27 protein-coding genes and 1 tRNA gene are annotated in these 17,875 nt (G+C 55.7%); 22 read left to right on the forward strand and 6 right to left on the reverse strand.

All coding sequences use genetic code 11. The features are described 5' to 3' along the window. Positions 1 to 49 precede the first annotated feature (49 nt). The gene (locus tag QEP12_RS07735; RefSeq protein ID WP_284213894.1) at positions 50 to 724 is read left to right on the forward strand and encodes a LexA family protein; all 675 of its coding nucleotides are present in this window, start codon (positions 50 to 52) and stop codon (positions 722 to 724) included. 206 nt (positions 725 to 930) lie between these two features. Beyond that, entirely contained in the window at positions 931 to 1,836 is a 906-nt protein-coding gene (locus QEP12_RS07740) for a hypothetical protein (RefSeq protein ID WP_284213895.1), read from the forward strand. Here QEP12_RS07740 and QEP12_RS07745 read toward each other — a convergent pair. Continuing rightward, a complete protein-coding gene (locus QEP12_RS07745) occupies positions 1,806 to 2,195 on the reverse strand; it encodes a hypothetical protein (protein WP_284213896.1) in 390 nt (129 codons plus the stop codon). The genes QEP12_RS07740 and QEP12_RS07745 overlap by 31 nt on opposite strands. Before the next feature lie 579 nt (positions 2,196 to 2,774). Between QEP12_RS07745 and QEP12_RS07750 the strand changes: the two genes are divergently transcribed. The 10 genes from QEP12_RS07750 (at position 2,775) to QEP12_RS07790 (ending at position 7,389) form a co-directional block, all read left to right on the forward strand. Continuing rightward, complete coding sequence (locus QEP12_RS07750) at positions 2,775 to 3,083, forward strand: hypothetical protein (protein WP_174864134.1); 309 nt, start codon at positions 2,775 to 2,777, stop codon at positions 3,081 to 3,083. Beyond that, a complete protein-coding gene (locus QEP12_RS07755; RefSeq protein WP_174864133.1) occupies positions 3,080 to 3,280 on the forward strand; it encodes a hypothetical protein in 201 nt (66 codons plus the stop codon). Before QEP12_RS07750 ends, QEP12_RS07755 begins: the two co-directional genes overlap by 4 nt. A gap of 568 nt (positions 3,281 to 3,848) precedes the next feature. Beyond that, positions 3,849 to 4,214 carry a DUF7694 domain-containing protein gene (locus tag QEP12_RS17055; RefSeq protein WP_431308074.1) on the forward strand — a complete coding sequence of 122 codons (366 nt, stop codon included), beginning with the start codon at positions 3,849 to 3,851 and terminating at the stop codon, positions 4,212 to 4,214. A gap of 157 nt (positions 4,215 to 4,371) precedes the next feature. Then, positions 4,372 to 4,506, forward strand: coding sequence for a hypothetical protein (locus tag QEP12_RS07760; protein WP_257469070.1), 135 nt, complete (start codon positions 4,372 to 4,374; stop codon positions 4,504 to 4,506). Between the two features lie 8 nt (positions 4,507 to 4,514). Next, positions 4,515 to 4,652, forward strand: a complete 138-nt coding sequence (locus QEP12_RS07765) for a hypothetical protein (protein WP_284213897.1) — start codon at positions 4,515 to 4,517, stop codon at positions 4,650 to 4,652. A gap of 186 nt (positions 4,653 to 4,838) precedes the next feature. Continuing rightward, positions 4,839 to 5,759: a recombination-associated protein RdgC gene (rdgC, locus tag QEP12_RS07770; protein WP_174864131.1), complete on the forward strand. Its 921-nt coding sequence runs from the start codon at positions 4,839 to 4,841 to the stop codon at positions 5,757 to 5,759. Between the two features lie 68 nt (positions 5,760 to 5,827). Continuing rightward, positions 5,828 to 6,097: a hypothetical protein gene (locus tag QEP12_RS07775; RefSeq protein ID WP_174864129.1), complete on the forward strand. Its 270-nt coding sequence runs from the start codon at positions 5,828 to 5,830 to the stop codon at positions 6,095 to 6,097. Between the two features lie 3 nt (positions 6,098 to 6,100). Further along, on the forward strand, positions 6,101 to 6,340 hold the full coding sequence (locus QEP12_RS07780; protein WP_174864127.1) for a hypothetical protein: 240 nt from the start codon (positions 6,101 to 6,103) through the stop codon (positions 6,338 to 6,340). A 139-nt stretch (positions 6,341 to 6,479) separates the two neighbouring features. Then, positions 6,480 to 6,800, forward strand: a complete 321-nt coding sequence (locus tag QEP12_RS07785; RefSeq protein ID WP_174864125.1) for a helix-turn-helix domain-containing protein — start codon at positions 6,480 to 6,482, stop codon at positions 6,798 to 6,800. Between the two features lie 16 nt (positions 6,801 to 6,816). Then, on the forward strand, positions 6,817 to 7,389 hold the full coding sequence (locus tag QEP12_RS07790; protein ID WP_174864124.1) for a hypothetical protein: 573 nt from the start codon (positions 6,817 to 6,819) through the stop codon (positions 7,387 to 7,389). A gap of 223 nt (positions 7,390 to 7,612) precedes the next feature. Here QEP12_RS07790 and QEP12_RS07795 read toward each other — a convergent pair whose 3' ends face one another. Continuing rightward, complete coding sequence (locus tag QEP12_RS07795) at positions 7,613 to 7,765, reverse strand: lipoprotein (protein WP_174864122.1); 153 nt, start codon at positions 7,763 to 7,765, stop codon at positions 7,613 to 7,615. 143 nt (positions 7,766 to 7,908) lie between these two features. Between QEP12_RS07795 and QEP12_RS07800 the strand changes: the two genes are divergently transcribed. The 10 genes from QEP12_RS07800 (at position 7,909) to QEP12_RS07845 (ending at position 12,204) form a co-directional block, all read left to right on the forward strand. Then, positions 7,909 to 8,082, forward strand: a complete 174-nt coding sequence (locus tag QEP12_RS07800; RefSeq protein WP_284213898.1) for a hypothetical protein — start codon at positions 7,909 to 7,911, stop codon at positions 8,080 to 8,082. Between the two features lie 17 nt (positions 8,083 to 8,099). Beyond that, positions 8,100 to 8,918 (forward strand): hypothetical protein, encoded by an 819-nt coding sequence (locus QEP12_RS07805; RefSeq protein WP_284213899.1) that lies wholly within the window; start codon positions 8,100 to 8,102, stop codon positions 8,916 to 8,918. Continuing rightward, positions 8,911 to 9,222 carry a hypothetical protein gene (locus QEP12_RS07810; protein WP_284213900.1) on the forward strand — a complete coding sequence of 104 codons (312 nt, stop codon included), beginning with the start codon at positions 8,911 to 8,913 and terminating at the stop codon, positions 9,220 to 9,222. The genes QEP12_RS07805 and QEP12_RS07810 overlap by 8 nt, the downstream gene beginning before the upstream one ends. Further along, positions 9,219 to 9,407: a hypothetical protein gene (locus QEP12_RS07815; protein ID WP_284213901.1), complete on the forward strand. Its 189-nt coding sequence runs from the start codon at positions 9,219 to 9,221 to the stop codon at positions 9,405 to 9,407. Before QEP12_RS07810 ends, QEP12_RS07815 begins: the two co-directional genes overlap by 4 nt. After that, positions 9,400 to 9,618, forward strand: a complete 219-nt coding sequence (locus tag QEP12_RS07820) for a hypothetical protein (protein ID WP_284213902.1) — start codon at positions 9,400 to 9,402, stop codon at positions 9,616 to 9,618. Before QEP12_RS07815 ends, QEP12_RS07820 begins: the two co-directional genes overlap by 8 nt. Continuing rightward, the gene (locus QEP12_RS07825; RefSeq protein WP_284213903.1) at positions 9,615 to 9,836 is read left to right on the forward strand and encodes a hypothetical protein; all 222 of its coding nucleotides are present in this window, start codon (positions 9,615 to 9,617) and stop codon (positions 9,834 to 9,836) included. The genes QEP12_RS07820 and QEP12_RS07825 overlap by 4 nt, the downstream gene beginning before the upstream one ends. Before the next feature lie 246 nt (positions 9,837 to 10,082). After that, a complete protein-coding gene (locus QEP12_RS07830) occupies positions 10,083 to 10,640 on the forward strand; it encodes a hypothetical protein (RefSeq protein ID WP_284213904.1) in 558 nt (185 codons plus the stop codon). Positions 10,641 to 10,746: 106 nt separating this feature from the next. Further along, on the forward strand, positions 10,747 to 10,983 hold the full coding sequence (locus QEP12_RS07835) for a DUF4224 domain-containing protein (RefSeq protein ID WP_284213905.1): 237 nt from the start codon (positions 10,747 to 10,749) through the stop codon (positions 10,981 to 10,983). Between the two features lie 4 nt (positions 10,984 to 10,987). Beyond that, positions 10,988 to 12,001 carry a tyrosine-type recombinase/integrase gene (locus QEP12_RS07840; RefSeq protein WP_284213906.1) on the forward strand — a complete coding sequence of 338 codons (1,014 nt, stop codon included), beginning with the start codon at positions 10,988 to 10,990 and terminating at the stop codon, positions 11,999 to 12,001. 126 nt (positions 12,002 to 12,127) lie between these two features. After that, positions 12,128 to 12,204 (forward strand) — tRNA-Arg (locus tag QEP12_RS07845). Between the two features lie 212 nt (positions 12,205 to 12,416). Here the strand turns inward: QEP12_RS07845 and QEP12_RS07850 are convergent. From QEP12_RS07850 to ilvC, 4 genes are all read right to left on the reverse strand, one after another. Beyond that, entirely contained in the window at positions 12,417 to 13,568 is a 1,152-nt protein-coding gene (locus QEP12_RS07850) for a serine hydrolase (protein WP_219164229.1), read from the reverse strand. A 290-nt stretch (positions 13,569 to 13,858) separates the two neighbouring features. Continuing rightward, positions 13,859 to 15,526 carry a 2-isopropylmalate synthase gene (leuA, locus tag QEP12_RS07855; RefSeq protein ID WP_219164724.1) on the reverse strand — a complete coding sequence of 556 codons (1,668 nt, stop codon included), beginning with the start codon at positions 15,524 to 15,526 and terminating at the stop codon, positions 13,859 to 13,861. A gap of 230 nt (positions 15,527 to 15,756) precedes the next feature. After that, positions 15,757 to 16,593 carry a CDP-diacylglycerol--serine O-phosphatidyltransferase gene (gene pssA, locus QEP12_RS07860; protein ID WP_174863356.1) on the reverse strand — a complete coding sequence of 279 codons (837 nt, stop codon included), beginning with the start codon at positions 16,591 to 16,593 and terminating at the stop codon, positions 15,757 to 15,759. A 190-nt stretch (positions 16,594 to 16,783) separates the two neighbouring features. Then, the gene (ilvC, locus tag QEP12_RS07865) at positions 16,784 to 17,800 is read right to left on the reverse strand and encodes a ketol-acid reductoisomerase (RefSeq protein WP_174863355.1); all 1,017 of its coding nucleotides are present in this window, start codon (positions 17,798 to 17,800) and stop codon (positions 16,784 to 16,786) included. Positions 17,801 to 17,875 lie beyond the last annotated feature (75 nt).

Raw genomic sequence — 17,875 nt, forward strand, 5'->3', positions numbered from 1 at the left:
CAAGATTATTGCAAGCACTCTAACATTCATTACAAGTAAGCTCTCTAACATGACGACGCTTCAAGAACGCATTGCCAAGCTAATGGCAGAGACCGGAAAAACAGTTGGCGACTTGGCTGAGATCGCGGGCGTTTCTTCGTCAGCTGTGACGCAGTGGAAAGATGGCCCCACCAAAAGCCTAAAGACCGCGCCTGCAGTGAAGCTCGCGGCTGCCACTGGATTCAGTGCGATGTGGATTGCAACAGGCGTAGGCCCCGAAAAAAGCGGAGCAACACCGTTTGACGCAAACGCCAAACCAGCTCCCCTTGGCATGCGCCCATATCCTGTGATTTCGCATGTACAGGCAGGCGCACTAAAAGAGATTGCTGTGCCTTATGGCCCAGGTGAAGGATTTGATGTGGAGTACGGCGACGACGACGCATCACAGTGGTCGTTCTTCTTGGAAATAGAAGGCGACTCCATGCTCCCAGACTTTCGCCCTGGTGATCGCGTCCTGATTGACCCTGATGTAGTGCCACGCCCCGGGGACTATGTAGCTGCCCGAAATACCAAGCAAGAAGCCACTTTCAAGAAGTACCGCGTGCGCGGCATTGATGAATCAGGCCATGAGGTGTTCGAGCTCGTACCACTTAATAACGACTACCCGGTGCTGCGCAGCGATGAGCGCCACCTCGTAGTAATCGGCACCATGATTGAGCACCGTCGCAAGTTTCGGAGACGCTGATGCACCCCCTACGCCGCGCCCTTCCCTATGCATTCGCCTTCTGGGTAGTGGTGGGTTTGGTGTGGGCGGCTTGGGAATGGTTAACAGCACTCTGATGGAGTACCACTGGAAGTCATAAGCAGAACGCCGCAAATGGCGCGTGTCTGAAATGAAAGAACGTTTTAAACCGTTATACGGCTTCTACTAACAAAAGAGAGGGGTTTGCAGTGAGCGTTGATGAAGATCCAATTCACTTCCAGTCAGTCGAAGAATTCACATCTCGCCCCTCATATGTCAGTCCTTTGCGCATTGCCTCAGAGGAGCTGGAGAAGATATCAGGCAAATACATTTTCCCTTTTGAGATTGCCTGCAGTCTTAACGGCTGTACCAGACCACACAAAAGAGGCTTCATAATTCGCACCAAATCTGGCCTAGAAACCAACTGCGGCCATCAATGCGGTAAGCGTGAATTTGATGTTGATTGGGATGAGCTGCACGCCAGATTTGAGAAAGCGGAAGACGCGGCATTAGCCAGAAAAATGGCTGATCAATTGCTTCAAGAGCGTGATGCATTACTTTCGCAAGCCCAAAGTGCGGTTCTGCAGCTTGATACTGCAGCCAAAGGAATTTCATTCTTTAATGAGTGCTTTGGTCGCCACTTAAGTTTTAGGCATCAGCTGGATATATGCCTCAAACAAGGAGGCGGTGTTATGGCGGATAAGCCACGCACAGAGTTTGACATTCAGAACAATCGCCCAGCGGTACGCATGTTGGTTGCAAGTATCAGAGGCGCCGGGGCTCTGGTGACCGACTATTCGGCACTGCGGAATTCACTCTCTTACACTCACATTCCATGGCTCCAATCACTGGAGATCGCCCAAGTCCAGAGCCAAGAAACTAGGCAGATCCAAGCGTTGCTTAAGCAGGCACAAGCTGCGCGTGAGCAAGTTGCCAAGGCGGAGCGTTTTATTGTGGATGCACTAGCATTCAACACACCGGAGAATGCCAGAGCGTTTGAGGCTATACGCTCCCTTTTGATGCGCAAGGGTCGTGATCGCGATGACCTAGAGCAGGTTATCCAAAAGTGGGCCAATAACCTCCCTCAGCTTTCTGTCACATCGGTATCTGCCTGAAATACCCAGCGCCCTTTCCCAGGGATTTCAATCACCGTGGCAGGCTTGTAATGCCGCCAGTAGCTAGATGCCATTGCGTCTATGAAGGCAAATATCTGCTCAATGCCTTCGCTTTCTCTACCTCTTTCGAGGGCAATGTCAATCACCAGATCCTTTTCTGGAAAAGCTGCAACCCAATCTACAGCAGCCTTAGCCACATCGCAGCACCTGGGTAGCTCTGAGTAAACAGCACCCAGTGTTGAGATGGAGATGCTGCCATCGCCTCCCTTCCTGAAGATCAACGCATCGAAGTCCAGCAGCGTCACCTTGTCATCGCCCGCACCAGCGGGCTTTTTTTCGTCTGTGTGGTGTGTGGTCATACATCAAATGTTAGCACTCTAAAAATATTATGTAAGCATGCTTGACAATATATTGTTAGAGCACTTACATTACACCAATCGCAGCACCAAACCGCGAAACACCCAAGGCCCAGCGATCCGGGGCCGAAGCCGACAGGAAGCAAAGGCGGGGTTAGCTCCACAGAGAGCGCAGCAGGAGGTGCTACCCAAGCGATGGGTGCAAATCGATCGAGGTCAGCACACCAACTCTTGCAGTGGGCACGTCTGGGTAAATCAGTGCCGTCGCGGGTTGACGCGACAAAGTGAATCAGCCGGTGCAAAGGCTAGTAGCGCTCTGTCCCCGGATGGGTAAGGCAACGCGAACGAGATAGGTCAGCGCATGCGTGACGGGCTTGAACCGTCAGCAGGCGTATTGACCACCGCACTGCGAACCAGCCCCTGGGTCAAAAGTACGGGGGTGAGGCATTCGGGGATGCCAAGAAAAGAAAAGCCCAACCACTGGTGTGCACGCACCACCAGTCGCCGCCCTCTGTGCGTATCAGAGGGGAAACACAAGCAGCTTCCACCAGGAGGCTGTTTTTGTTTGAACAGGAGAAAGTCATGAGCAAAGAAGTGATCTTGCAAGCCCCCATCGAAGTTCAGCTTGCAATCTCAGTCATCAACGAAAGCACCGGACAAATGGGTGTGGCCACCTTCTCTATGCCGGCCGGCCGGTACCACGACGAAGCCAGTCAGCGCGCCCAGTTTGCAGAGTTTGAGAAAGACCACATGCCAGAAGGGTTCCGCCTCATGACAAAACGCGAGTGGTTCAACAGCAAGTTTGGGCGTTGCCTGGATGAAGTCGATGAAAGCGGCACACCTCAGTACATCGACTTCGCTATGCCCGGTGGCAATGAGTGGCATCCATGAACTGGAGATTGCGCCCGACAGCAGCCAGACGGCGGCTTATCAAAGACCAAGAGCGCGCCGAGGAATACAAAGAGTGGCTGGCTGCCAAAAATAGCCAGCTACAGCAACAGCAAGAAAGCCATGTCAAAGAAGAATCCAGCCCAACCCCTGCAGTGGTTCACAACGAAGCACAAGACCGAGCATTGCCACCTCAATAACGAAACCTGGGCCACCGTGCGCGACTGTGGATCTCACGTGAAATTGATCCGCTGGTTTAAAGGGTGTGGACTGGCACCGCACGAAACAGTGCGCACCACCGTTCAGCAGGCCAAAGCAGATGCTGAGGCTTGGCTGGCAGCCCAATAGACGGAGATTTTGAAATGCGTTGAAGCGGCCCGCGCGAGCACATCGCGCCGCCAAACCCCTGCAGGCGTTAAGCAGGGCCATCAAGCCGCGCTTCTGGCGGTGCTCCTAGTTCCTCCGACGCATTCGCAAGAGTGCCCTGAGCATGAACAGAAGCGCGACCTGATGGCAAATCGTGACTGGGGCTTGCCTCCCAGCAAGGCATGAAAGTTGACCGTCCCTCCATGACTGCATAAAGCTGGGGCTTACACAGCAGCCATCAACCATTTTCCAGCCGGGTAGTGGGTGTGCCTCCTCCCTCCCTCTCTTACTTCCCATTGCGCGCCTTCGGGCACCGGCTTTCTTTTTCTGTGGGGTTCACGTTCCGTGGACTTTTTGCCCGCTGTACAGCAATGTGCAGCGGGATTTTTCTTGGAAATAAATATGGCATTTCACGTCCCTGAGAGCCTACGTTTAAAGACTGGGCCATTTGGATCAACGTCGGATTGCGGCAACAACGGCGCATTCAGAATTCCATCGCGCCCAGGCCACACCCCATTCACTGTGATAGCCAGCGATCAAATGGGATGGGAGCATGTGAGTGCAAGCCTTCCACACAGGTGCCCAACATGGGAAGAAATGTGCAAAGTGAAGGCTTTATTTTGGGATGACGAGGATTGCGTAATGCAGCTCCACCCTCCAAAAAGTGAATGGATAAGCAATCACCCATACTGCCTGCATCTTTGGCGCCCCATTCATGGCTGCATGGCAATACCAATGCCACCTGGAGTTCTTGTCGGCTTCAAGTAACCGCAATGCCTGCCCCTTGGCCACAGGGGGCAGTCGTGGCGGCTGCTACTTCTTAAACCTATGGTGTTGGAGCGCCTTAGCAAGCGTTGCAGCAGATCCGCCAACTATTCCCGTGCCCACCACCGCGTGGGCTTTTCTTTTTCTGGAGACACCAACCATGCGATTCATCGTCAAGTTTGGCAAGCAAGTTGTCCCTAACATCGACTTCCCCAACAACCGCGAAGCGCGCGCTTGGGCTGATGCCTGCTTCCCACACCGCCCTGCATGTAGCGTCCTGGCCGTGAAAGTATGATTTCCATCATGTGCGATCTATACCCAGGCCCAGCCGAAACCGAATTCAGCCACACCCCAGCGCCCACCTACCCGGAACCAGCGCAACCGGAAGTAGTGCGCGAGCTGCCTCCGCCTGAGACTGAGCACCAGTACGAAGCGATCTAAGCGCCCTGCACCAACCAACCACCGCCCACCGAGGCGGTTTTTTTGTTTCTGGAGGTTCCTGAATGCTCAAAACCATCGCAACCACAGCGCTTTGGTGGGTAGGCACCGCTGCCGTCGCCCTCGCAATTTTGTCCCTGCAGGCCGCGCTCGATGCGGCTTGATTCTTTAACCAGCCCAATCATCACAATGAAGCAAATCATTAAATCCGCCACCGTTTACAAAGCTGACTTTGGCATCAAGCAAGAGGCACTGGCCGATAAGCTGCAGGCCAGCGTTTTCCAAGAGTGCCCGCCAACACGTATGCGAAGCTGGGGCTTTGTTCCAGTGGCTGATGGCGATCACTTGGTGCTGCCGTTCAAAAACGGCTTTGCATTCCGCGTGCGCATTGACGAAAAGCAGATACCGGCCAGCGTCATCAACCAAAAGGTTAACGAAGCCGCAGAGCGCATCAAAGAGCTGGACAACCGCACGCCCGGCAAGAAGGAACGCGCGGAAATCAAAGACGAGGTGCTGATGGAGCTTGCCAAGCAGGCGTTCCCACGCACCGCCATCATCACCTGCTTCTACCAGCAGACCACGGGCTATCTGATCGTTCCCACCACCAGCAAGAAGCTGGCAGACATCATCGTGACGTCCTTGGTGCACGCCGCCGGTAGCGTGAAGACCGAAACCATCCACGTAAGCGACGTCAAGCACGGTCTGACCACGCGCCTGCAGGCGTGGGCCAATGGCAACGATGATGCCTTCGGCGTGTTCCAGCCCTGCGCAGAGGCGGCACTGAAGCAAGGCGAACGCAAGATCAACATCAAGATGGGCTCACTGCGTGGCGCCGAAACCGGCATCAAGGAAGCGCTGGCCGCGTCGTTTGAAGTCATGTCCATGGGCTTCACCCACGACGGCGAAACAGAATTCCGCCTGACTCACGACTTCAAGCTCAAAGGCATCGAGTGCTCGCACACTGACTCCGAGGACGAAGAAGAAGTCAGTTTCTACTCACAGGCCACGCTGGAGGTTGATGCTGTGTCGTCAATCATCACCGATCTGGTGGAGATGATCGGCCACGGCAAGGACGCTCAATCCACCGAGGCACACCCAGCTAACCCCTAGAGCCATGCTCCAAGCGCATGCCCTGGGCGTGCGCTTGTTGGATTGCCTTCTATCAACCGCACAACACCATGACTACAGAAAAAACTGCCAACAAAACAACTTGGCTACAGGTATTCATCATTGCTTTGGCTATAGCCAACCTCACGTTTTTGGCCGCCTACTTATCGTTGTCCATCCATATCGCGCTGGACAACGGTATCTCCAAAGTAAGCGATGGGGATGCCACCTGCTATGTGCACCGCGACAACATCAGTTGCATACCCAAAGTCATCAAGCCAGCACCACCAGTCGCAAGCCAACGCCGCTCCTACCCATCGCCACAAATCAATCAAGGGTGAACCATGCACGAAGAACTGATCACTCTCACAGAGCTGAATGAAACGCTCAAAGACACATGCAGCGTCAACGCAGCCCAGCTCCAAAACCATGGCTTTACTGCCATGACTGCTGCGGACATTGACAAAGACAGCTGCACCGATGCCCAGTGGCGCAAGTACCGCAATGCGCGCCTGTATAAGCGCACCGATGTGCCCGCCATTCGCGCGGCTATTGCCAAGTCTTTGGCCGCCGATTCCATCTAATTTGATAGCTATCAGCGCTTACCCATCAATTAAATAAGCATTGAATAATGCGCAAATCATTTACTAGCAAGCGCTAGCAGCTATTAATTTAATCAATCTGCCCGCCATCACGCGGGCTTTTTTATTTCTGGAGCACACCATGGGTGGTCAAACCATCACTGCAGCACAAAAGACCCAAGCGCGCGCATTGCACCGTGAGGGCAAAACCTGCCGCGCGATCGCTGAAATAGTCGGTATCTCTCCAGGTGCCGCCTGGAACATCGTTTCTGCCGACAACAACAAGGTACGCCCCGATCCCATCCCTGCGCGCTGTAGCGTGAAAAATGCTGAGCCCGTCATCACCAGCAAGACCAAGATCACTATCCACAAGCAGGAGATTCCCGATTACGCCCCCATCTGCGCCACCACCACCAAGGGAACCTACCGCACCAATGGCGCACTGAGCTATCGAGGTCAATAACCACATTGGAAGCCTTATGCCATTCGCATTCGCACCCGCACCCGTTAAGACAGAACTTGACCCTATTCGCCTTGCTGGAGCCCTCTACACACAAGGGCTGCAGCGCGATGCACAAGCCAAAGCAGAAGAACAAGCAAGAGCCCAGCGCGCAATTGACGAGCTGCAAAAAGTAAAAGCACTTGTAGATCACACAGTCGAGCAGATGGATCTCAACCGCTTTCGTATGGCTTATGCGCTGGGCAAGCCTGCGGAGACTGAAATGCTGCAAGCAATGACCAATGACTTCATTCTTGCCTTAAAGGCCGAAGAAGTGGACGCCCCTCTTGACCGCACACGCCGCCACATTTTGATCCACGCCATGGTGGTTATCCAGCGTCTGCACGAAGGCATGCCCGTAGGCTTGGCCCACGTGAATGGGCTGCAAGCAGCTGCAGAGCTGGCAATGCGCATCCTGCCCAGCTACAGCATGAAAGCCATCGTTGAGGCAGCAAGGACACTGAACCGGCTATGGGTATCCCATGGCGTCAAAGGTGCAGACCCATCCATGCCGAAGCCAAACCGCCCTTTTACTTTCAAGCTGCGTACATGAGCCCCGCCTACATACGCTGGCGCTGTGAGCGGGTTGACCAATTGCTTGCCCAGGACGTTCCAAGGCTGGAACTCCTAGCCGTTATCCGGCAAGAAGAACTATCAAAGCCGTGGGGGAACGATCCAAGGCCTGCCCCACCACCGCTGCCCATGGGTGGCTACTACTCACACCAGCCCGCTTGATGCGGGCTTTTTGTTGATGGGCAGAAAAACCGCAGTACCAATCAGCAGTTGCCTTTTTTGGCCTGACCGGGTGGGCAGAAACCACCATGACCACCGCCATGCCCGGGGTCAACCACCACCGAGCCGCTGGGTGTGTACACCGCGCAACCTGTCAGCACTGCGGCAAGTAAAGCCAAACCGATGAGTTTTTTCATTTTCTTTGTGGGAGTTAAAAGATGACCAAGTGTAAAAGCGGCGCCTGCAACAAAGCTTATGCAAGGGTAACAAAGCAGTTCACGCCTCGCCCTATCCAGCCCACCCGGAGCATACCGCGTGGGCTTTTTATTTGGAGCCCGACATGAGCACCACCCAACTGCAAGAGCGCAGAGCCAAAGAAGCCCTGCAGGCCGCCAGGCGCGCCACTGAACGCGACAAGGCCAATCGGCAAGAGCCACAAAAGCGCTGCGCAAGCTGCGGAGCACCCGTCCACCAAGAGCCCGCCGAGGGCGAAGGCCTGCCTTGCGGGCATTGACCACGGAGAAAACCACCATGACAGATTTAACTTTGAGCCAGTTCGCAAGCAAAGATGACCTGCTGGCTGCGCAGGCCGCGCGCATTGCAGAGCTGGAATCCCAGCTGGAAGCCATCGGCGCCGGTGGCGTGGAGCCGATGCGCAAGCCGGCAGCACCGCAGGCAGTGCAGGCCGCCGTGCCGGTGGCGTGGCGACTCACAAACACCGCATTCCGCAAACCGCGTTTTGAGTACCACGACACCAAGGAATCCGCAGAACAGCGTCAAGCAGACTTCAACAGGTCCGTTGACGATGGGGGGCTGCATAACCTGACGCCACTTTACGCCGCCCCAGCGCACCCCGCAGATGGAGTGCCGCAGTCAATAACCGACGAGAGAGAAGCGTTTGTAAATTGGTTGCACGGAACATACCCTAAAAGCTACTCAATCATTCAAGCTGCTGATCTTTGGTTTCACAAGCATGTGGCTGCATTGGCATGGAAGGCCCGCGCCGCCATTGCGGCCACCCACCCCACCCAGCAGGGGATGGAGCAGCCAATCAAATGGCCCAAGGCGCGCGACGTTGGGCGTTTTGGCGATATGAGCCCCGATGGCTCTATCCGCGTTGGTCTTGATGCCGACAACGACGTTTACGTGTCGATCTGCGATGGCACAAGCGTGGCGGACATTGAATTCTGTACTCCCGGCGGTGGTGGTGGCCGGTCTAGCCGCACACGAATGGCTTTGATTGCGCTGATGTGCGCGATAGAAGCGGACAACGCAAGTCACCCAGCTTTTGATTTTTGGCAACGCAACCTTGCAGCCCAAGCCAAGCAGGGAGAGCAAGCAAATGGCTGAGAAACCGCAATCAACTACAGAAGCAACAGACTGGAAGGCCATTGCAATGGAATTAGCCCGTCGCGTGGACTTCGCAGTCACAAACTTAAAAAGCAATGGCGGCGGGATGCTGGACTTGAACACTGGAAAGATCACCGGCTGGCGCGAATACATGGCCGAAGGTTTGGAGATGATTCCTGGCATCACTGTTGACCGCGAAATTCTGGCAACGCTAGAGCTGCCGCCATCCAAACGGAAGAAAGCACAAGCAGAAATCAAAGCCAAGCGCGCCACCCAAGCAGCCAAGCAGGGAGAGCAGCCATGATCACCGTATATCCAAAGCTCCCCGGCTTTTCCGCCGCCCTTGTTCTTGGCCTGTCTATTGGAGCCTTGCTAAACAAAGATTTTGCAAATGCAACGATCACATTTTTAGTCGCCGCATCGGATTGCCTGCGCATTGAATCGTCCAAGCGCGCCACCCAAGCAGCCAAGGAGGATGCGCATGGCTGATTCAACAGGCCGCAAGCAGCGCAAGCGCATCGAGTATTTAGAAGCGCTGGCACTGAAGCAAGCAGCGCTGCTGAAATCTGTGCGCGCAGCGTGCAAGGTGCCGGGTGATCTGGCGCGATCTATCAACGAAGCCACAGCCGCCGCTGGGATGATTCAAGAAGCCCAGGCAGCGCGCGCGGCATCAAAAACACATGGAGAGCCCAAGCCATGAGCAGCAAAACCAAGCAATGCACTGTTGGCGCTCGCCACAAGTGGCAGTTTGTCAAAAACACCACCAATGCACAGGCAGGCGGGCGCGGCATTGGGTTTGCTGTGCGCGGTGTCTACCGCTGCAAGTGCGGGCAAAAGAAGCTGGGTGATGCTGGTCACGAAGCGCACAACCCATTGAATGATCTTGTGGCCGCCATGGCCGGAGAAGGCAAGCCATGACACACACAAGCATCACCCCCGAGATGATCGAAGCCGCAGAGGAAGCCTACATGCCTTTTGGCGACATGGGCCTTGCAATCCAGTGCGCGTTAGCAGCAGCGCCCAGCAAGCCGTTGACGGATGCTCAGATCAAAGAAGGCCGAAACGCTGTGAATGACGACCCAGACGACAGACCCGAGCCATGGGCGTTCAGAGAAGGCGTGAAATTCGCAGAGCGCATGCACGGCATCACACAGGGAAGCAGGGATGACACACACAACAGAGCAAGAGCGCGCCAGCTTACGCGCTTTCATTGAAATGGCAGAGCGTGAAGGATTTGACACTGCGCACCAGTGGTATGAAGCCAAGGGCTGGGTGTTCTTTAGCCCATCTACGGCAGATTGCTGGCGCTATTGGCAAGCAGCGCGCCGCGCTCCAGCAGTGCCAGTGCCGCAGGGGTGGAAGCTGGTGCCAATCAGTCCGACACAAGAGCAATTGCGCGCTGGATATTGGAGCGGGGCCGGTGAAATCCGCCTGCACGAAGAATGGGCGCGCAAGGAAAGCTATGAGCGGATGGTGCAAAACGCGCCAATGACTTCACCCGCCGCCGCGCCCCAGCCACCAGAGGCCGATATGGGAATTCCCATATCTCAAACTAATCAACAGGTTGAAGCACCAGTGCAACTGCCAGAAAACCTCCGAGAAGGCGAGCCCTACGACAACCCAGCGTTTGAAGCGTTGGCCCGCGCGCTTGGTGTGTGGGGCACTGCGCAGTCTGCGGTGTGCGCTCAGTTTTGGATAGCAGCTAAGGAGCAAAGCACATGAGCCGCCGAGCCCGCCAGCGCGGCGACAAGCGCGACCGCTGGAAAGACCAGCAAGACCAACAAGACAACCAGCCCCGCTAAGTCGGGGCTTTTTAACGCCTAAAGCTATGACCCCACTATTTCTCACATGCGATGAAGTGCGTGAGCTGACCGGCATCAACACCGGCAAGCGTGGAAAGCGGCGCGAGGAACTACAGGCCGCCGCCCTGCGCACAATGAAAATCCCCTTCTATGTCAACGCAGCAGGCCGCCCCATCGTATCGCGCGCAGTGATCGAAGGCGGCACGCAGCACAACACGGAGGCTGCGCGCCCCAAGTGGGAGCCAGCACGCGCCAATGGTTAATGCAATGCCAGGCTTTCGCGCCCGTCCTCAAAAGTCGGGCAAGGTGTACTACTACTTCGACACCGGCGCCAAGCCGCGCCGAGAAATCCCCCTGGGCAGCGACTACCGCGAGGCCGTCAAAAAGTGGCTGGAGCTGTCCAACATGCCACTGGCCGCGCCCATGGAGACATTTGCAGATCTGGCCGACAAGTACGAAGCCGAGGTGGTGAGCGCAAAAGCCAAATCCACCCAGCAAACCCAGCGTGGCGACATCAAAAAGCTGCGTGAGTTTTTCTGCAACCCGACGCCCGCACCACTGGATGAAATCAAGCCCAAGCACATCTACCAGCTGCTGCAATGGGCCAAAAGCACACCGACCACGGCCAACCGTTTGAAGCGCACCTTTAGCCACATGTTCAACACCGCCCGCGCATGGGGCTGGACAGAAGCAGAAAACCCCTGCACCGGCATCGAGGGCCACGCGCTGGGCAAGCGTGAGGTGTACATCACCGACACGGTGTACCGCGCCGTGTACGAGCAAGGCAGCGACTTACTCAAAGACGCCATGGATCTGGCCTACCTCACCGGCCAGCGCCCAGGCGACGTGCGCGAGCTGACCGAGCACCACATCCAAGACGGCTGCCTGGTCATCAAGCAAAGCAAGACCGGCGCCCCGCTGCGCTTTGTCATAGAGGGGGAGCTTGCCGCGCTGCTGGATCGACTGGCACAGCGCAAAGCCGGGAGAAAACTGCACAGCTTCAACCTGCTGACCAACCCCCAAGGCACCGCAGCCACGTCCATCACACTGCGCAGACACTTTGAAAAGGCCCGCGCAAAAGCCGCCGAAGCTGCAAGCACCCCGCAACTGGCCGCAGAAATACGCGCCTTCTGGTTCTACGACCTGCGCGCAAAAGCCGCCGACGATGTAGCCGAAGAACGCGGCGAGCAAGCAGCAGCCACCCAACTCGGCCACACATCAGTAAGCACGACCAAGCGCCACTACCTGCGCCGTGGCGCCAAGGTACAGGCCACCAAATGACAGGCCGTTTTGCTGCATAATAACCGGCACTCATTAGGAAGCGCTTTTTGAATTTGCGGAGCGCTCCGCAAATACGCCAGATTCTGCTACTCTTAATGAAGCAAGAAACCCTTGCAAATCAACGTGGTGGCGTTAGCTCAGTTGGATAGAGCAACAGCCTTCTAAGCTGTGGGTCACTGGTTCGATTCCAGTACGCCGCGCCACACAAGATACTTTAAAAGCCGCTACCAGCGATGGATGCGGCTTTTTTCTTGCCTACTGCAGATAGCGCATGCAGTCTGGCATCCTTGCTTTTAATGAAAAAAGAGAGCGGCTAGCGCTTTTATTTCAATCGTTTCAGATACTTTTCTATCTAAAAACCTTGAAAATCCTGCGCTAGCCGCTCTCTTTTTAAAGAAAGACCGGCGGTGAAAGCTTACTTATTCGCAGCCACCATGTGCTTGTCACCCAAGTTCTCTACCCAGTGGCGCACACGCTCTGCATCGCCTTGGCGGCTGTATTTACCCATGGAATCCAAGAACACCATGATCAGCTTGCGCCCCGCCACTTCCGCTTGCATGACCAAGCAGCGGCCAGCTTCAGAGATATAGCCCGTCTTTTGCAAGCCAATATCCCAGCGGTCACTCTTGACCAAGCTGTTGGTATTGTTGAACTGCAGCATGCGATTGCCGACTGCCACTTCATGGCTCGGCGACGTCGACAGCTGGCGCAGCAAGGTATTGCCATGCGCCACATTCACCAGCGTAGCCAGATCGTGCGCGCTGGATTGGTTGCGGCTGGACAGCCCCGTAGGCTCTACATACTGGGTTTCGGTCATACCCAGCAGCTTGGCCTTGTTGTTCATCAACTGCACAAAGTGCTGCAAACCACCGGGATAGGTGCGACCCAGCGCATGGGCGGCGCGGTTTTCGCTGGACATCAGTGCCAGATGCAGCATCTCGCCACGCGTCAGCTGTGTACCTACGCGCAAGCGCGAGCTGCTGTGTTTTTCCGTGTCCACGTCATCTTGCGTGATGGTGAGCACCTCATCCATCGGCAAATGCGCCTCAGCAATCAGCAACCCCGTCATCAGCTTGGTGATGGAGGCAATCGGCAGCACAGCATGGTCGTTCTTGCTCAGCAGCACTTCTTTGGTGTCTTGATCCAGCACCAGTGCCACACTGGACTTCAAATCCAGCGGATCTGCCACCTGGTGCAAGCCAGCCATCTGGCCGAATGAAGGTCGCGCAACCGCTACGGCTGCGGCACCCGCTGCCGCAGCGGCAACCGCACGTGTCGCAGTGGCTTTGCGTGCAACTTTGGTACTGGCTTGGGTAGTGCGGCTGGCTTGTACTTTGCGGCTAGGAGCCACCGCCAAGGATTTGATCTTTTTTTGCGCCGCCACTTTTTTGGTGGTAACTGCCTGAGCAGGCTGCTTCTTCTTGGCAGAAGCAGAGGCAGTTGCTTGCTTTTTGGTCGGTGCCTGTTTGGCGGCGTAAGCGGCAGGTGTAGCTAGCGCACAACTCAAAGTCAAAAAAGCTAGGGCCTTGGCGATTCGATGAGACGCAAACGGGGAACGGTGGTGCATGCAAGTGCTCCGAGCAAAACAACAAGGGAGTGCCGGTTACCACGCAAAAAGTCGTGCAATTTACGTAAATACACGTTTTTTTGGGGCAATTGGCCGAATTATAGGCCTGCACCTACCGGTTGTAGCACGTAACTAGCACACATTTCCAATTATTTGAGAGCACGCAACATAAGCGGCACCAACCTCAAACCGAAACTCCTTTGGAGCCGCATTTGCAGATTTCACAATACGGCAAGACCGTCGCCAGACAGCACTTGCACCACCGTTGCAAATGCCGTCTGAAATACGACTTAAGCGGCCACCGTTTGCAGCGCCGCCGCCCGACGCAAACCAGACATGATGGCGCGAATGGAGGCCGACACAATGTTGGCATCCATGCCCACGCCAAACATGGTTTGGCCATCGTCCACACGCACTTCCACGTAAGCCACAGCCTGGGCGTTCGCGCCTTCGCCCACAGCGTGTTCAGCGTAGTTCATCACGCGCACAGATCGTCCCAGCGACTGGGACAAGGCTTGAACAAACGCATCAATTGCACCATTGCCCTGCCCTTCCAACACACGCTCTTGGCCATCCCAGTTGAGCTTGGCATTCATCGTGACCACGCCATTTTCTTCGGCCATACGGTACTGCGGCACTTGAGAGATGTCCATGCTGAACTCCTTGCGGAAAATTCTCCACAAGTCTGCCGCCGTAAACTCAGTGCCCAGCGTATCCATTTCGTGCTGCACCACTTGCGAAAACTCAATTTGCAAACGACGAGGCAATTGCAGGCCGTACTCGGCCTCGAGCAGGTACGAAATACCGCCCTTGCCCGACTGGCTATTGACGCGAATCACCGCTTCATAGCTGCGCCCCAAATCCTTGGGGTCAATCGGCAGGTAAGGCATGTCCCAGATATCGCCGTCCTTGCGTGCAGCGAACGCTTTTTTGATGGCGTCTTGGTGCGAACCCGAGAACGAGGTGTACACCAACTCGCCCACATATGGATGACGCGGGTGCACAGGCAACTGATTGCAGTATTCGACCGTGGCACGAATGCCATCAATGTCCGAGAAGTCCAGACCAGGGCTCACACCGTTGATATACATGTTCAACGCCACGTTGACGATGTCCAAATTGCCGGTGCGCTCGCCATTGCCAAACAAGCAGCCTTCCAGGCGGTCAGCACCCGCCAGCAAGGCCATTTCGGCCGTCGCAGTGCCGGTGCCACGGTCATTGTGCGGGTGTACCGACAGCACGATGCAATCACGGCGCTGCAAGTTGCGGTGTGTCCACTCCACCATGTCAGCAAAGATGTTGGGACTGGAGTGCTCCACGGTAGTGGGTAAGTTGATGATGCACTTCTTCTGGGGGGTGGGCTGCCAGACATCGGTCACGGCATCGATCACGCGCTTGGAGAACTCCACCTCGGTGTCCGAGTACATCTCGGGAGAGTATTCAAACGTCCAGTCGGTATTGGGGTGCTCCGACGCAATCTCCTTGAACAGTTGGGCATTCGTGCGTGCCAACTCCACTATTTCATCCTCGCTCATACCCAGCACGACGCGGCGCATCACTGGCGCAGTCGCGTTGTACAAGTGAACAATGGCGCGGGGTACACCTTCCAAAGCCTCGAACGTACGACGAATGAGGTGTTCGCGCGCCTGCGTCAGCACCTGCACCGTCACATCATCAGGAATGCGTTTTTCCTCGATGAGCTTGCGCAGGAAGTCGAATTCGATCTGTGAAGCTGAGGGGAAACCCACTTCAATTTCCTTGAAGCCGATTTTGACGAGCTGCTCAAACATGCGAATTTTGCGTTCGATGTCCATCGGCTCAATCAGCGCCTGGTTACCGTCGCGCAAGTCAACGCTGCACCAGACAGGAGGCTTGGACACCACAGCGTCGGGCCATGTGCGATCCTTCAAGCGCACAGGAACAAAAGGCTGGTATTTGCTAGCGGGGTTCTGCAACATCGACATAGGAGCTCTCTTTCGTGATTCAAGAAAATTCGACCTGGTTCCAGCAACCCCAAAAAACAAAACGGCCCGTCGCTGGAAGCTACGGGCCGTGGAAGTAGGGTGTTGTACGCGCGCGCTACTAAATCTGCCCGTTGGACATGATGGTTAGTAGTAGGGCTAGCGACAGGTTTTGCATGCGGACAACTCTAGCACACTTTTTTGAACGAGTGTTTCCGCATTTTTGCTTAGTGGTGCAAGCCGCGTTCTTCAGGCTCGTCCTTGGACGTGCTGATCACACTGGTTTGCTGACCCTTGGTCTTGCGCACCACATACACGGCGTAACCGCTAAAGCCATAGATGGCAAAAACAGCAAACAGCACGGTAGGGGTATGAATATTGATGATGGCAATGGCCAAAACAATCAAGATGATGGCGGCGAACGGCACGCTGCGCTTCATGTTCAAATCTTTGAAGCTGTAGAAAGGCACGTTGGTCACCATCGTCAGGCCTGAGTACAGCGTCAGGAAGAACATGATCCACATCATCTGCCCCCAAGTCAGCACGCCATCTTCACCGCGCACCACGCCGTAGTCGTTCAGCACCCACATAAAGCCCACCACCAGTGCCGCAGCCGCTGGAGAAGGCAAGCCCTGGAACCAACGTTTATCCACCACGCCGGTGTTCACGTTAAAACGTGCCAAGCGCAGCGCTGCACACGAGCAATACACAAATGCCGCAATCCAGCCCCAGCGGCCCAGACCTTTAAGCGCCCACTCATAGGCCACCAGTGCAGGCGCCACGCCAAAAGACACCATGTCGCACAGCGAATCCATCTGTTCGCCAAACGCGCTCTGGGTATTGGTCATGCGGGCCACGCGGCCATCCAAAGCATCCAGCACCATGGCACAGAAAACGCCGATAGCAGCCAGGTCAAAGCGACCATTCATGGCCATCACGATGGCATAAAAGCCCCCAAACAATGCTGCCAGCGTGAACAAGTTCGGCAGGATGTAAATCCCTTTGCGGCGTTTCCGAATCACTACGCCGTTATCGCCAACTTGGGCGTCGTTGCTGTCATGCATGAAGCACCTCCAGTGCACTGCCTCTCCAAAGCGGAGGCAGCTATTAAAACCATAGTATTTTACGCAGACTGCTTTCGCGCCTGGCCTGACAACAGTGTATCGCCGTCATCACAGCAGCCGCCAAAGAAAAAGGCCACTGCACGAGCAGTGGCCTTGGTCTAAGGAGAACAATCTCCTGTCAATCAACGCATTAGTTGCGAGTCTGGTCCACCAGCTTGTTCTTGGCGATCCAAGGCATCATGGAACGCAGCTGACCACCCACTTGCTCAATGGCGTGCTCGGCGTTCTGGCGACGGCGTGCAGTCATCGAGGGGTAGTTCAAGCGACCTTCGCTGATGAACATCTTGGCGTATTCGCCGCTCTGGATACGCTTGAGCGCATTGCGCATGGCCTTGCGGGATTCTTCATTGATGACTTCAGGGCCGGTCACGTACTCACCATACTCCGCGTTGTTGGAGATGGAGTAGTTCATGTTGGCGATACCGCCTTCGTACATCAGGTCCACGATCAGCTTCAACTCGTGCAGGCACTCGAAGTAAGCCATTTCGGGGGCGTAACCAGCTTCGGTCAGTGTCTCGAAGCCCATCTTCACCAGCTCTACGGCGCCGCCGCACAGCACAGCCTGCTCACCGAACAGGTCGGTCTCGGTCTCTTCCTTGAAGTTGGTCTCAATGATGCCGCCCTTGCCGCCGCCGTTGGCGGATGCATAGGACAAAGCGATGTCACGTGCCTTGCCGGACTTGTCTTGGTACACGGCGATCAAGGAAGGCACGCCACCGCCCTTCAGGTATTCGGAGCGCACGGTGTGGCCAGGGCCCTTGGGGGCAACCATGATCACGTCCACGTCAGCGCGGGGCACCACTTGGTTGTAGTGCACATTGAAGCCGTGGGCAAATGCCAGCACCGCACCAGCCTTGATGTTGGGGGCCACGTTCTTGTTGTAAACATCAGGGATGTTTTCATCAGGCAACAGCATCATGACGACGTCGGCGGCCTTCACGGCTTCGTCCACTTCCATCACGGTCAGGCCAGCTTTGCCAACCTTGTCCCACGAAGCGCCACCCTTGCGCAGACCAACAACGACCTTCACGCCGCTGTCGTTCAGGTTTTGCGCATGGGCGTGGCCTTGGCTGCCGTAGCCGATGATGGCTACGGTTTTGCCCTTGATCAGGCTCAGGTCACAGTCTTTGTCGTAGAAAACTTTCATGCTTGGCTCCAGTTGTTCCCAGTGTTTTTATGGGGTGTGTAAAAGTTGGTTCAAAAATCAGTGTACGTGGCAATG

The sequence above is a fragment of the Comamonas jiangduensis genome (genome assembly GCF_030162955.1).
In the GTDB taxonomy this organism is placed as follows: domain Bacteria; phylum Pseudomonadota; class Gammaproteobacteria; order Burkholderiales; family Burkholderiaceae_C; genus Comamonas; species Comamonas jiangduensis.

Coding starts and splice junctions, on each gene's coding strand:
- QEP12_RS07735 (WP_284213894.1), top strand. CDS start 50: ATGACGACGCTTCAAGAACGCATTGCCAAGCTAATGGCAGAGACCGGA.
- QEP12_RS07745 (WP_284213896.1), bottom strand. CDS start 2,195: ATGACCACACACCACACAGACGAAAAAAAGCCCGCTGGTGCGGGCGAT.
- QEP12_RS07750 (WP_174864134.1), top strand. CDS start 2,775: ATGAGCAAAGAAGTGATCTTGCAAGCCCCCATCGAAGTTCAGCTTGCA.
- QEP12_RS07755 (WP_174864133.1), top strand. CDS start 3,080: ATGAACTGGAGATTGCGCCCGACAGCAGCCAGACGGCGGCTTATCAAA.
- QEP12_RS17055 (WP_431308074.1), top strand. CDS start 3,849: ATGGCATTTCACGTCCCTGAGAGCCTACGTTTAAAGACTGGGCCATTT.
- QEP12_RS07760 (WP_257469070.1), top strand. CDS start 4,372: ATGCGATTCATCGTCAAGTTTGGCAAGCAAGTTGTCCCTAACATCGAC.
- QEP12_RS07765 (WP_284213897.1), top strand. CDS start 4,515: ATGTGCGATCTATACCCAGGCCCAGCCGAAACCGAATTCAGCCACACC.
- rdgC (WP_174864131.1), top strand. CDS start 4,839: ATGAAGCAAATCATTAAATCCGCCACCGTTTACAAAGCTGACTTTGGC.
- QEP12_RS07775 (WP_174864129.1), top strand. CDS start 5,828: ATGACTACAGAAAAAACTGCCAACAAAACAACTTGGCTACAGGTATTC.
- QEP12_RS07780 (WP_174864127.1), top strand. CDS start 6,101: ATGCACGAAGAACTGATCACTCTCACAGAGCTGAATGAAACGCTCAAA.
- QEP12_RS07785 (WP_174864125.1), top strand. CDS start 6,480: ATGGGTGGTCAAACCATCACTGCAGCACAAAAGACCCAAGCGCGCGCA.
- QEP12_RS07790 (WP_174864124.1), top strand. CDS start 6,817: ATGCCATTCGCATTCGCACCCGCACCCGTTAAGACAGAACTTGACCCT.
- QEP12_RS07795 (WP_174864122.1), bottom strand. CDS start 7,765: ATGAAAAAACTCATCGGTTTGGCTTTACTTGCCGCAGTGCTGACAGGT.
- QEP12_RS07800 (WP_284213898.1), top strand. CDS start 7,909: ATGAGCACCACCCAACTGCAAGAGCGCAGAGCCAAAGAAGCCCTGCAG.
- QEP12_RS07805 (WP_284213899.1), top strand. CDS start 8,100: ATGACAGATTTAACTTTGAGCCAGTTCGCAAGCAAAGATGACCTGCTG.
- QEP12_RS07810 (WP_284213900.1), top strand. CDS start 8,911: ATGGCTGAGAAACCGCAATCAACTACAGAAGCAACAGACTGGAAGGCC.
- QEP12_RS07815 (WP_284213901.1), top strand. CDS start 9,219: ATGATCACCGTATATCCAAAGCTCCCCGGCTTTTCCGCCGCCCTTGTT.
- QEP12_RS07820 (WP_284213902.1), top strand. CDS start 9,400: ATGGCTGATTCAACAGGCCGCAAGCAGCGCAAGCGCATCGAGTATTTA.
- QEP12_RS07825 (WP_284213903.1), top strand. CDS start 9,615: ATGAGCAGCAAAACCAAGCAATGCACTGTTGGCGCTCGCCACAAGTGG.
- QEP12_RS07830 (WP_284213904.1), top strand. CDS start 10,083: ATGACACACACAACAGAGCAAGAGCGCGCCAGCTTACGCGCTTTCATT.
- QEP12_RS07835 (WP_284213905.1), top strand. CDS start 10,747: ATGACCCCACTATTTCTCACATGCGATGAAGTGCGTGAGCTGACCGGC.
- QEP12_RS07840 (WP_284213906.1), top strand. CDS start 10,988: ATGCCAGGCTTTCGCGCCCGTCCTCAAAAGTCGGGCAAGGTGTACTAC.
- QEP12_RS07850 (WP_219164229.1), bottom strand. CDS start 13,568: ATGCACCACCGTTCCCCGTTTGCGTCTCATCGAATCGCCAAGGCCCTA.
- leuA (WP_219164724.1), bottom strand. CDS start 15,526: ATGTTGCAGAACCCCGCTAGCAAATACCAGCCTTTTGTTCCTGTGCGC.
- pssA (WP_174863356.1), bottom strand. CDS start 16,593: ATGCATGACAGCAACGACGCCCAAGTTGGCGATAACGGCGTAGTGATT.
- ilvC (WP_174863355.1), bottom strand. CDS start 17,800: ATGAAAGTTTTCTACGACAAAGACTGTGACCTGAGCCTGATCAAGGGC.